At 67.5% G+C, this 13,073-nt stretch carries 7 protein-coding genes; 5 read left to right on the top strand and 2 right to left on the bottom strand.

Features of this window, described 5'->3' with window-relative positions:
• Nucleotides 1–385: 385 nt before the first annotated feature.
• A complete protein-coding gene (gene rpoB / locus ACFW22_RS07780; protein WP_386400365.1) occupies nucleotides 386–3,868 on the top strand; it encodes a DNA-directed RNA polymerase subunit beta in 3,483 nt (1,160 codons plus the stop codon).
• 100 nt (nucleotides 3,869–3,968) lie between these two features.
• Nucleotides 3,969–7,868: a DNA-directed RNA polymerase subunit beta' gene (locus tag ACFW22_RS07775; RefSeq protein ID WP_386400363.1), complete on the top strand. Its 3,900-nt coding sequence runs from the start codon at nucleotides 3,969–3,971 to the stop codon at nucleotides 7,866–7,868.
• Between the two features lie 75 nt (nucleotides 7,869–7,943).
• Here the strand turns inward: ACFW22_RS07775 and ACFW22_RS07770 are convergent, their stop codons facing one another.
• Nucleotides 7,944–9,041 carry a hypothetical protein gene (locus ACFW22_RS07770; protein WP_386400361.1) on the bottom strand — a complete coding sequence of 366 codons (1,098 nt, stop codon included), beginning with the start codon at nucleotides 9,039–9,041 and terminating at the stop codon, nucleotides 7,944–7,946.
• A complete protein-coding gene (locus tag ACFW22_RS07765; RefSeq protein ID WP_386400359.1) occupies nucleotides 9,038–9,340 on the bottom strand; it encodes a hypothetical protein in 303 nt (100 codons plus the stop codon). The genes ACFW22_RS07770 and ACFW22_RS07765 overlap by 4 nt, the downstream gene beginning before the upstream one ends.
• Nucleotides 9,341–9,962: 622 nt before the next feature.
• Here ACFW22_RS07765 and rpsL point away from each other — a divergent pair.
• The 3 genes from rpsL to fusA are packed head-to-tail and all read left to right on the top strand — an operon-like array spanning nucleotide 9,963 to nucleotide 12,976.
• Nucleotides 9,963–10,334, top strand: a complete 372-nt coding sequence (rpsL, locus tag ACFW22_RS07760; protein ID WP_003948652.1) for a 30S ribosomal protein S12 — start codon at nucleotides 9,963–9,965, stop codon at nucleotides 10,332–10,334.
• Nucleotides 10,335–10,336: 2 nt separating this feature from the next.
• Complete coding sequence (gene rpsG / locus ACFW22_RS07755) at nucleotides 10,337–10,807, top strand: 30S ribosomal protein S7 (RefSeq protein ID WP_015035567.1); 471 nt, start codon at nucleotides 10,337–10,339, stop codon at nucleotides 10,805–10,807.
• 39 nt (nucleotides 10,808–10,846) lie between these two features.
• On the top strand, nucleotides 10,847–12,976 hold the full coding sequence (fusA, locus tag ACFW22_RS07750; RefSeq protein WP_386400357.1) for an elongation factor G: 2,130 nt from the start codon (nucleotides 10,847–10,849) through the stop codon (nucleotides 12,974–12,976).
• Nucleotides 12,977–13,073 lie beyond the last annotated feature (97 nt).

The following is a 13,073-nucleotide window of genomic DNA, read 5'->3' as shown; positions in this document are numbered from 1 at the left end:
CCGCGGGTCGGGGCCCTTGACGAACCGCACGCAGCGCGCAATTCTCAGGACGCGTCGTCACATCGATCCGTTTTCCGAGGCATGGATCGACGACCGAACGGGCAGTATCGAGGTGCGCCGTACGGCGCGGGGTACCGCGGAGTTGAGAGCAACGAGGGTCGCGAAGAACTCGCCCTGGACATCAGTGAGCCAAGTGGCTACACTGACCCTTTGCGCTGCCTGTTAGCTGCCCCCTGCCCGTCACCAGGGGCATACCTTCGCATCAGCTTCGTACGTCGACCCCTTCTGACCTGGCCTTTTAGCCGGTTCAGGAAAAGTCTGCCATGAAGCCTTGCTGGGGACCGGTACGCGCGTAGTGAGTCCGAGCCCTCGGAAGGACCCCCTCTTGGCCGCCTCGCGCAACGCCTCGACCAATACGAACAACGGCGCAAGCACCGCCCCGCTGCGCATCTCCTTTGCAAAGATCAAGGAGCCCCTCGAGGTTCCGAACCTCCTCGCGCTGCAGACCGAGAGCTTTGACTGGCTGCTCGGCAACGCCGCCTGGAAGGCTCGCGTCGAGGCTGCCCTTGAGTCGGGACAGGACGTCCCCACGAAGTCCGGTCTGGAGGAGATCTTCGAGGAGATCTCCCCGATCGAGGACTTCTCCGGGTCGATGTCGCTGACCTTCCGCGACCACCGCTTCGAGCCGCCGAAGAACTCGATCGACGAGTGCAAGGACCGTGACTTCACGTACGGCGCCCCGCTCTTCGTCACCGCCGAGTTCACCAACAACGAGACCGGCGAGATCAAGTCCCAGACGGTCTTCATGGGCGACTTCCCGCTCATGACCAACAAGGGCACCTTCGTCATCAACGGCACCGAGCGCGTCGTGGTGTCGCAGCTGGTCCGTTCGCCGGGCGTCTACTTCGACTCGTCGATCGACAAGACCTCCGACAAGGACATCTTCTCCGCCAAGATCATCCCGTCCCGGGGTGCCTGGCTGGAGATGGAGATCGACAAGCGCGACCTCGTCGGCGTCCGCATCGACCGCAAGCGCAAGCAGTCGGTCACCGTCCTCCTGAAGGCCCTCGGCTGGACCACCGAGCAGATCCTGCAGGAGTTCGGCGAGTACGAGTCCATGCGTGCCACCCTGGAGAAGGACCACACCCAGGGCCAGGACGACGCGCTGCTCGACATCTACCGCAAGCTCCGTCCGGGCGAGCCGCCGACCCGCGAGGCCGCTCAGACGCTGCTCGAGAACCTCTACTTCAACCCGAAGCGCTACGACCTCGCGAAGGTCGGCCGCTACAAGGTGAACAAGAAGCTCGGCGCCGACGAGCCGCTGGACGCCGGTGTCCTCACCACCGACGACATCATCGCCACGATCAAGTACCTCGTGAAGCTCCACGCGGGCGAGACCGAGACGCTCGGCGAGAACGGCAACGAGATCGTCGTCGAGACCGACGACATCGACCACTTCGGCAACCGTCGTCTGCGCAACGTCGGCGAGCTCATCCAGAACCAGGTCCGCACGGGTCTGGCCCGCATGGAGCGCGTCGTCCGCGAGCGGATGACCACCCAGGACGTCGAGGCGATCACGCCGCAGACCCTGATCAACATCCGGCCGGTCGTCGCCTCCATCAAGGAGTTCTTCGGCACCAGCCAGCTGTCCCAGTTCATGGACCAGAACAACCCGCTGTCGGGTCTGACGCACAAGCGTCGTCTCTCGGCGCTGGGTCCCGGTGGTCTGTCCCGTGAGCGGGCCGGCTTCGAGGTCCGAGACGTGCACCCGTCCCACTACGGACGCATGTGCCCGATCGAGACCCCCGAAGGCCCGAACATCGGTCTGATCGGTTCGCTCGCCTCGTACGGCCGCGTCAACGCGTTCGGCTTCATCGAGACGCCGTACCGCAAGGTCGTCGACGGCCAGGTCACCGACGAGGTCGACTACGTCACCGCCGACGAGGAGGACCGCTTCGTCATCGCGCAGGCCAACGCCGCGCTCGACGACGAGCTCCGCTTCTCCGAGAACCGCGTCCTGGTCCGCAAGCGCGGCGGCGAGGTCGACTACGTCGAGCCGTCGGACGTGGACTACATGGACGTCTCGCCGCGCCAGATGGTGTCGGTCGCGACCGCCATGATCCCGTTCCTCGAGCACGACGACGCCAACCGCGCCCTCATGGGCGCGAACATGATGCGCCAGGCCGTTCCGCTCATCAAGTCGGAGGCCCCGCTCGTCGGCACCGGCATGGAGTACCGCTGCGCCACCGACGCCGGCGACGTGCTCAAGGCCGAGAAGGACGGTGTCGTCCAGGAGCTGTCGGCCGACTACATCACGGTCGCCAACGACGACGGCACGTACATCACGTACCGCCTGCACAAGTTCTCCCGCTCCAACCAGGGCACCTCTGTGAACCAGAAGGTCGTCGTGGACGAGGGCGACCGCGTCATCGAGGGCCAGGTCCTCGCCGACGGTCCCGCCACCGAAGACGGCGAGATGGCGCTCGGCAAGAACCTGCTCGTCGCGTTCATGCCGTGGGAGGGCCACAACTACGAGGACGCGATCATCCTGTCGCAGCGCCTCGTGCAGGACGACGTCCTCTCCTCGATCCACATCGAGGAGCACGAGGTCGACGCCCGTGACACCAAGCTCGGCCCCGAGGAGATCACCCGGGACATCCCGAACGTCTCCGAGGAGGTCCTCGCCGACCTCGACGAGCGCGGCATCATCCGCATCGGTGCCGAGGTCGTCGCCGGCGACATCCTGGTCGGCAAGGTCACCCCGAAGGGCGAGACCGAGCTGACCCCGGAGGAGCGCCTGCTCCGCGCGATCTTCGGCGAGAAGGCCCGTGAGGTCCGTGACACCTCGCTCAAGGTGCCGCACGGCGAGATCGGCAAGATCATCGGCGTCCGCGTCTTCGACCGCGAGGAGGGCGACGAGCTTCCCCCGGGCGTGAACCAGCTGGTCCGCGTCTACGTCGCCCAGAAGCGCAAGATCACCGACGGTGACAAGCTCGCCGGCCGTCACGGCAACAAGGGCGTCATCTCGAAGATCCTCCCGATCGAGGACATGCCGTTCCTGGAGGACGGCACCCCGGTCGACATCATCCTCAACCCGCTGGGCGTCCCGTCCCGAATGAACCCGGGACAGGTCCTGGAGATCCACCTCGGCTGGCTCGCCAGCCGCGGCTGGGACGTCTCCGGCCTCGCGGACGAGTGGGCGCAGCGCCTCCAGGCGATCGGCGCCGACCAGGTCGCCCCCGGCACCAACGTCGCCACCCCGGTCTTCGACGGCGCGCGCGAGGACGAGCTGGCGGGCCTGCTCCAGCACACCATCCCGAACCGCGACGGCGAGCGCATGGTGCTCCCGACCGGTAAGGCGAGGCTGTTCGACGGCCGCTCCGGCGAGCCGTTCCCGGACCCGATCTCGGTCGGGTACATGTACATCCTCAAGCTGCACCACCTGGTCGACGACAAGCTGCACGCGCGTTCGACCGGCCCGTACTCGATGATCACCCAGCAGCCGCTGGGTGGTAAGGCCCAGTTCGGTGGCCAGCGCTTCGGTGAGATGGAGGTGTGGGCGCTGGAGGCTTACGGCGCCGCGTACGCCCTCCAGGAGCTGCTGACGATCAAGTCCGACGACGTGACCGGCCGCGTGAAGGTCTACGAGGCCATCGTCAAGGGCGAGAACATCCCTGAGCCCGGCATCCCCGAGTCCTTCAAGGTGCTCATCAAGGAGATGCAGTCCCTGTGCCTCAACGTGGAGGTGCTGTCCTCGGACGGCATGTCCATCGAGATGCGCGACACCGACGAGGACGTCTTCCGCGCAGCGGAGGAGCTCGGCATCGACCTGTCCCGGCGCGAGCCGAGCAGCGTCGAAGAGGTCTGACGGGAGTCCGGCCGGGGGGACCGATGACGGTCCCCCCGCCGGCCCCAAGACCCCCGTATCAGACCCACAGCCTTACAACCCTGAGAGGGATTGACGCATAGTGCTCGACGTCAACTTCTTCGACGAGCTCCGGATCGGTCTGGCCACCGCTGACGACATCCGTCAGTGGAGCCACGGCGAGGTCAAGAAGCCGGAGACCATCAACTACCGCACCCTGAAGCCCGAGAAGGACGGACTCTTCTGCGAGAAGATCTTCGGTCCGACCCGGGACTGGGAGTGCTACTGCGGCAAGTACAAGCGCGTCCGCTTCAAGGGCATCATCTGCGAGCGGTGTGGCGTCGAGGTCACCCGCGCCAAGGTGCGTCGCGAGCGGATGGGCCACATCGAGCTCGCCGCCCCGGTCACCCACATCTGGTACTTCAAGGGCGTCCCGTCGCGCCTCGGCTACCTGCTCGACCTCGCCCCGAAGGACCTGGAGAAGGTCATCTACTTCGCGGCGTACATGATCACGTACGTCGATGACGAGCGTCGCACCCGCGACCTGCCCTCGCTGGAGGCGCACGTCTCCGTCGAGCGCCAGCAGATCGAGAACCGTCGCGACTCCGACCTGGAGGCCCGCGCCAAGAAGCTCGAGAACGACCTCGCCGAGCTGGAGGCCGAGGGCGCCAAGGCCGACGTGCGTCGCAAGGTGCGCGAGGGCGCCGAGCGCGAGATGAAGCAGCTGCGCGACCGCGCGCAGCGCGAGATCGACCGTCTGGACGAGGTCTGGTCCCGCTTCAAGAACCTCAAGGTCCAGGACCTGGAGGGCGACGAGCTCCTCTACCGCGAGCTGCGTGACCGCTTCGGCACGTACTTCGACGGCTCGATGGGTGCCGCGGCGCTGCAGAAGCGCCTGGAGTCCTTCGACCTGGAGGAGGAGGCCGAGCGCCTCCGCGAGATCATCCGTACCGGCAAGGGCCAGAAGAAGACCCGTGCGCTCAAGCGCCTCAAGGTCGTCTCCGCGTTCCTGCAGACCGCGAACAGCCCCAAGGGCATGGTTCTCGACTGCGTGCCGGTGATCCCGCCGGACCTGCGTCCGATGGTGCAGCTGGACGGTGGCCGCTTCGCGACCTCCGACCTGAACGACCTGTACCGCCGTGTGATCAACCGCAACAACCGTCTGAAGCGCCTGCTCGACCTCGGTGCCCCCGAGATCATCGTGAACAACGAGAAGCGGATGCTCCAGGAGGCGGTCGACGCCCTCTTCGACAACGGCCGTCGCGGTCGCCCGGTCACGGGCCCCGGCAACCGTCCGCTGAAGTCCCTCAGCGACATGCTGAAGGGCAAGCAGGGTCGATTCCGTCAGAACCTGCTCGGCAAGCGCGTGGACTACTCCGCGCGTTCCGTCATCGTCGTCGGCCCGCAGCTCAAGCTGCACCAGTGCGGTCTGCCGAAGGCCATGGCGCTGGAGCTCTTCAAGCCGTTCGTGATGAAGCGCCTGGTCGACCTGAACCACGCGCAGAACATCAAGTCGGCGAAGCGGATGGTCGAGCGCGGCCGGACCGTCGTGTACGACGTCCTCGAAGAGGTCATCGCCGAGCACCCGGTCCTGCTGAACCGTGCGCCCACGCTGCACCGCCTCGGCATCCAGGCCTTCGAGCCGCAGCTGGTCGAGGGCAAGGCCATCCAGATCCACCCGCTCGTCTGCACCGCGTTCAACGCGGACTTCGACGGTGACCAGATGGCCGTCCACCTGCCGCTCTCCGCGGAGGCGCAGGCCGAGGCCCGCATCCTGATGCTGTCCTCGAACAACATCCTCAAGCCGGCCGACGGCCGCCCGGTCACGATGCCGACCCAGGACATGGTCCTCGGTCTGTTCTTCCTGACCACCGACGGCGACCTCCGTGACACCAAGGGCGAGGGCCGCGCGTTCGGCTCCACGGCCGAGGCGATCATGGCGTTCGACGCCGGCGAGCTCGCGCTGCAGTCGCCGATCGACATCCGCTTCCCGGTGGGCACCATCCCGCCGCGCGGCTGGACCCCGCCGGCGCGCGAGGAGGACGAGCCCGAGTGGCAGCAGGGGGACTCGTTCCGCCTGCGCACCACCCTGGGCCGTGCGCTCTTCAACGAGCTGCTGCCCGAGGACTACCCGTTCGTCGACTACTCCGTCGGCAAGAAGCAGCTCTCCGAGATCGTCAACGACCTCGCCGAGCGCTACCCCAAGGTCATCGTGGCGGCGACGCTCGACAACCTGAAGGCGGCCGGCTTCTACTGGGCGACCCGTTCCGGTGTCACCGTGGCCATCTCCGACGTCGTCGTTCCCGAGGCGAAGAAGGAGATCGTCGCCGGCTACGAGGCGCAGGACGAGAAGGTCCAGAAGCAGTACGAGCGCGGTCTGATCACCAAGGAAGAGCGCACGCAGGAGCTCATCACGATCTGGACCAAGGCGACCACCGAGGTCGCCGAGGCGATGAACGCGAACTTCCCCAAGACGAACCCCATCTTCATGATGGTTGACTCGGGTGCCCGAGGAAACATGATGCAGATGCGGCAGATCGCCGGTATGCGTGGTCTGGTGTCGAACGCGAAGAACGAGACCATCCCGCGTCCCATCAAGGCGTCCTTCCGCGAGGGCCTCTCCGTCCTCGAGTACTTCATCTCGACGCACGGTGCCCGTAAGGGTCTCGCCGACACCGCCCTGCGTACCGCCGACTCGGGTTACCTGACCCGTCGTCTGGTGGACGTCTCGCAGGACGTGATCATCCGCGAGGAGGACTGTGGCACCGAGCGCGGTCTGAAGCTGCGGATCGCGGCCAAGGACGAGGCCGGTGTCCTGCGGAAGACGGACGACGTCGAGACCTCCGTGTACGCGCGGATGCTCGCCGAGGACGTCGTCGTCGACGGCAAGGTCATCGCGCCGGCCAACGTCGACCTGGGTGACGTGCTCATCGACGCCCTGGTCAACGCGGGCGTCGAGGAGGTCAAGACCCGCTCGGTCCTGACCTGTGAGTCCGCCGTCGGCACCTGTGCCTTCTGCTACGGCCGTTCGCTCGCCACCGGCAAGCTGGTCGACATCGGTGAGGCGGTCGGCATCATCGCCGCCCAGTCCATCGGTGAGCCCGGCACCCAGCTGACGATGCGTACCTTCCACACCGGTGGTGTGGCCGGTGACGACATCACCCAGGGTCTGCCCCGTGTCGTCGAGCTCTTCGAGGCGCGCCAGCCCAAGGGTGTCGCCCCGATCTCCGAGGCGGCCGGCCGCGTCCGCATCGAGGAGACCGAGAAGACCAAGAAGATCGTCGTCACCCCGGACGACGGCAGCGACGAGACGGCGTTCCCGATCTCGAAGCGTGCCCGTCTGCTGGTGGGCGAGGGCGACCACGTCGAGGTGGGCCAGAAGCTCACCGTGGGTGCCACCAACCCGCACGACGTGCTCCGGATCCTCGGTCAGCGCGCGGTCCAGGTCCACCTGGTCGGCGAGGTCCAGAAGGTCTACAACTCGCAGGGCGTGTCGATCCACGACAAGCACATCGAGATCATCATCCGGCAGATGCTGCGCCGCGTGACGATCATCGAGTCCGGCGACGCGGAGCTGCTGCCGGGCGAGCTGGTCGAGCGGTCGAAGTTCGAGACCGAGAACCGTCGTGTGGTCACCGAGGGCGGACACCCCGCCTCCGGCCGTCCGCAGCTGATGGGTATCACCAAGGCCTCGCTGGCGACGGAGTCCTGGCTGTCGGCCGCCTCCTTCCAGGAGACGACCCGAGTGCTGACGGACGCGGCGATCAACGCCAAGTCCGACAGCCTCATCGGCCTCAAGGAGAACGTCATCATCGGTAAGCTCATCCCGGCCGGTACGGGTCTGTCCCGCTACCGCAACATCCGGGTCGAGCCGACCGAGGAGGCCAAGGCCGCGATGTACTCGGCCGTCGGCTACGACGACATCGACTACTCGCCGTTCGGCTCGGGCTCCGGCCAGGCCGTTCCGCTGGAGGACTACGACTACGGTCCGTACAACCAGTAAGCGAGTCGTTTGACGCCGAAGGGCGGTCACCCCGTACACCACGGGGTGACCGCCCTTCGGGGTTCTCCGGTGCCGTCAGGGGGTGGTGAGCGTCCACTTGCCGTCGGACTCCACGTACAGGGTCTGGACGTCGGACAGGCCGAGCCTGAGCTGGGCGGCCCCCCTGCCCTCGGCGATGGTGCGGCCGGTGGTGACGTCACTGGCCCTCGGCTCACGCAGGACGAACGGGCCGTCGCCGTGGTGCGCGAAGACGGCGGAGCGGTGGCCGAACCGGTTGAGCAGGACCTCGGAGGAGTCGCCGAACACCGCTCCGTGCAGGGTGCGCGCGGCGTCGGCGGTCAGCAGGGCGGCCCGCCAGGGGCCCTCGGTGACGATGTCGAGGGTGAGGGCGTCGTCGGCGGAGGTGGAAACGGGCACCCGGACGGCGCCCGGGCCGGCCTCGCGGTAGGCCAGTTGGACGCTCCGGGTCCTGCGGGCGGTGCCGGTGCGGGCGTGCACGAGGAAGCCGTCGGGGGAGTCGCCCTCGAAGGCCAGGAGGTAGGAGCCCTTCCAGCCGTGGGCCTTGGGAAGGCGGAAGGTGGCCGGACCGCTGCCGTGGCTCCACAGGGCGGGGTCGACGGGCGGGGGGCCGTAGCGGACCGGTGGCGGCGCGGCGTCCGGGGCGGCCGTGCGGGCTGCTGCTCCGGCGCCGGCCTCTGCTCCGGCGCCGGCCTCTGCTTCGGCCTGCCGTCGACGCCGGTCCGCGGCGAGGGCCAGCCGGTCCAGGGCGGTGTGCCCGCCCGCCAGGATCTGCAGCACGCGACCGGGCTCGGCCCGCTTGGCGTCGTCGTAGGCGTCGAGCGCCGCACGCCAGTCCTGCCGCTCGGCGGTGGGGACGCCGGTGTCCAGCGGCTGCCGGGCGAGCCGCTCGCCGTACTCCGTGATCGCCGACTCGGCGCCCGACCCGTCCGACGGCTGTGGCACCTGAGGCGTCGGCATGGAGCCCGGGGCGGGGGCGCGGAGGGCGGGCCGCCCGCGCAGCCGGAGGGGCAGGGCGACCGCGCAGCCGACCAGAGCGGTGTACGCGTACGGTGCGGCGGCGGTCCAGCTCACCATCAGGGCGATCGACGCGAGGACCGCCAGGACCGCCAGGTGCCTTCGGACCAGGCTGGTGGTGTCGGCGGGGCGGGTCACGTGTTCCTCCTCGGCGACGGCGGGCCGAGCAGGGCCCGGTGGACACGGATCAGGGCCTTGGTGCCGACGGCGAGGACCGCCGGGACGTCGGAGTCCGGAACCCGGTGGGCCAGGGCGAGGGCGTCGACCACGACGGCGTAGTCGTCCACGACGGCCCGCGGTGTGTCCGGGTGGGCGGCGACGGGTGCGTACTCGGCGGCGATCGTGCCGTACTCGAGGAGGGTGAGACGGACTTCGACGCCGAGATCGGTCGGGGTGGTCCTGCCGGGCGTGGGCAGGGCGCGGTCGTCCGTGGCCATGGTGGGCCTCCGCTTCTTCGTCGGCTGGACGGCTGGTACTGACGCGCAGTGTCCCTGCAGGCGGGACCCGGTGACAGGAGCTGCCCCAGAAGGCGCGGGACCCCGTTCGTTGCCGGGGCCCGGCATCCGTCGACACGGGGGAGCGGTCCGTGCGACCGGTCGTGGTGCAGGGTGCGGCGGACGGGACCCGAGGGGACCCCGGGAGCGCGGCACGTTCCCGTCGACCCCTCTGCGGTCGGGGTCGGATCGGCCGAACGGCGAGGTGAGGCGGTGTGCCCGCCCCCTTGCGTTCCCTGCCGCGCGACCGTCCCCGCCGCCCCCGTGGGGGTGCCGCGCGCACCCCCGTCCGGCTCCGCGTCCTCGCACATCGGCCGGGCGCCCGCGCGCGTGGGCATTTGTTTTGACCGGAGTCCGTACGGTAGGTACGCTCATGCCTTGTGCCTGGGGTGTGCCTTGGCTCCCGTGCGTGTCCTCAACCGCACGACGGGTCATGCATCGGCCACCGCGATCCGCGCTCTTCACTGCTTCTGGCAGGAGCGCGCGAGATTCGACACACCCGACCGCGTGGGTCGGTGAATGTTCCAGGTTAGTTTGACGACGGCACACAGAAACCGGAGAAGTAGTGCCTACGATCCAGCAGCTGGTCCGTAAGGGCCGGCAGGACAAGGTCGAGAAGAACAAGACGCCCGCACTTGAGGGTTCCCCTCAGCGTCGTGGCGTCTGCACGCGTGTGTTCACGACCACCCCGAAGAAGCCGAACTCGGCCCTCCGTAAGGTCGCGCGTGTGCGTCTGACCTCGGGCATCGAGGTCACGGCCTACATCCCGGGTGAGGGTCACAACCTGCAGGAGCACTCCATCGTGCTCGTGCGCGGTGGCCGTGTGAAGGACCTGCCGGGTGTTCGCTACAAGATCATCCGCGGTTCCCTCGACACGCAGGGCGTCAAGAACCGTAAGCAGGCTCGCAGCCGCTACGGCGCCAAGAAGGAGAAGTAAGAATGCCTCGTAAGGGCCCCGCCCCGAAGCGCCCGGTCATCATCGACCCGGTCTACAGCTCTCCTCTTGTCACCTCGCTGATCAACAAGATCCTGCTGGACGGCAAGCGTTCCACCGCCGAGCGCATCGTGTACGGCGCCATGGAGGGTCTTCGCGAGAAGACCGGCCAGGACCCGGTCATCACGCTGAAGCGCGCTCTCGAGAACGTCAAGCCGGCCCTCGAGGTCAAGTCCCGTCGTGTCGGTGGCGCCACCTACCAGGTGCCGATCGAGGTCAAGCCGGGCCGCGCGTCCACGCTGGCCCTCCGCTGGCTCGTCGGTTACTCCCGCGCCCGTCGCGAGAAGACCATGACCGAGCGCCTCATGAACGAGCTGCTGGACGCCTCGAACGGCCTCGGCGCTGCGGTCAAGAAGCGCGAGGACACGCACAAGATGGCCGAGTCCAACAAGGCCTTCGCGCACTACCGCTGGTAGTCGCAACCCACATCGAGACCGAGAGAAGACTGAGCCGATATGGCTACCACTTCGCTTGACCTGGCCAAGGTGCGCAACATCGGCATCATGGCCCACATCGACGCGGGCAAGACGACCACCACCGAGCGGATCCTGTTCTACACCGGCGTCTCGTACAAGATCGGTGAAGTCCACGACGGCGCTGCCACGATGGACTGGATGGAGCAGGAGCAGGAGCGCGGCATCACGATCACGTCTGCCGCGACGACCTGCCACTGGCCGCTCGAGAATGTCGATCACACGATCAACATCATCGACACGCCGGGCCACGTCGACTTCACCGTCGAGGTGGAGCGTTCGCTGCGCGTGCTCGACGGTGCTGTCACCGTGTTCGACGGTGTGGCCGGTGTCGAGCCCCAGTCCGAGACTGTCTGGCGTCAGGCGGACCGCTACGGCGTCCCGCGCATCTGCTTCGTCAACAAGCTCGACCGCACGGGCGCCGAGTTCCTCCGCTGCGTCGACATGATCGTGGACCGCCTCGGCGCCGTCCCGATCGTCATGCAGCTCCCGATCGGCGCCGAGATGGACTTCCAGGGCGTCATCGACCTGGTCCGCATGAAGGCGCTTGTCTGGTCCGCCGAGGCCAGCAAGGGTGAGATGTACGACGTCGTCGACATCCCGGCGGACAAGCTCGAGCTGGCCGAGGAGTACCGCGGCAAGCTCGTCGAGACCGTCGCGGAGAACGACGAGGAGCTCATGGAGCTCTTCCTCGAGGGCGTCGAGCCCACCGAGGAGCAGCTGTACGCGGCTGTCCGTCGTATCACCATCGCTTCCGGCAAGGGCAACGGCGAGAAGACGGTCACCCCCGTCTTCTGTGGCACCGCGTTCAAGAACAAGGGCGTCCAGCCCCTGCTCGACGCCGTCGTCCGTTACCTCCCCTCGCCCCTGGACGTCGAGGCCATCGAGGGCCACGACGTCAAGGACCCCGAGGTCGTCGTCAAGCGCAAGCCGTCCGACGACGAGCCGCTGTCGGCCCTCGCGTTCAAGATCGCGAGCGACCCGCACCTCGGCAAGCTCACCTTCGTCCGGATCTACTCCGGTCGCCTGGAGGCCGGCACCGCGGTGCTGAACTCCGTCAAGGGCAAGAAGGAGCGCATCGGCAAGATCTACCGCATGCACGCCAACAAGCGTGAGGAGATCGACTCGGTGGGCGCCGGCGACATCGTCGCCGTCATGGGCCTGAAGCAGACCACCACCGGTGAGACGCTGTGCGACGACAAGAACCCGGTCATCCTGGAGTCCATGGACTTCCCGGCGCCGGTCATCCAGGTCGCCATCGAGCCCAAGTCCAAGGGTGACCAGGAGAAGCTGGGTGTCGCCATCCAGCGTCTCGCGGAGGAGGACCCCTCCTTCCAGGTCCACTCGGACGAGGAGACCGGCCAGACCATCATCGGTGGCATGGGCGAGCTCCACCTCGACATCCTCGTCGACCGCATGCGTCGCGAGTTCAAGGTCGAGGCGAACGTCGGCAAGCCGCAGGTCGCGTACCGCGAGACGATCCGCAAGGCCGTCGAGCGCGTGGACTTCACCCACAAGAAGCAGACCGGTGGTACCGGTCAGTTCGCCAAGGTGCAGATCGCGATCGAGCCCATCGAGGGTGGCGACGCCTCCTACGAGTTCGTGAACAAGGTCACCGGTGGCCGCATCCCGAAGGAGTACATCCCTTCGGTCGACGCGGGTGCGCAGGAGGCCATGCAGTTCGGCATCCTGGCCGGCTACGAGATGACCGGCGTTCGCGTCATCCTTCTCGACGGTGCCTACCACGAGGTCGACTCCTCCGAGCTCGCGTTCAAGATCGCCGGTTCGCAGGCCTTCAAGGAGGCCGCGCGCAAGGCTTCTCCCGTCATCCTTGAGCCGATGATGGCCGTTGAGGTCGTCACGCCCGAGGACTACATGGGCGAGGTCATCGGTGACATCAACTCCCGCCGTGGCCAGATCCAGGCCATGGAGGAGCGCAGCGGCGCCCGCGTCGTGAAGGGCCTCGTGCCGCTCTCGGAGATGTTCGGCTACGTCGGAGACCTCCGCAGCAAGACCTCGGGTCGCGCAAGCTACTCGATGCAGTTCGACTCCTACGCCGAGGTTCCGCGGAACGTCGCCGAGGAGATCATCGCGAAGGCCAAGGGCGAGTAACTCTCCCGAGTTCACGCTTTAGGCTTGACACCAGTCACCGGGGCCCGGCCCCCGAAACCCGAGGAATCGGGCCCCGGTGTACTGGCATCCCAGCAAA

Origin of the sequence: Streptomyces sp. NPDC058872 (genome assembly GCF_042743065.1) — a bacterium.
Classification (GTDB): Bacteria; Actinomycetota; Actinomycetes; order Streptomycetales; family Streptomycetaceae; genus Streptomyces.
The sequence above is the reverse complement of the archived record's forward strand: the minus strand, read 5'-3'. Positions and strand labels throughout refer to the sequence as shown.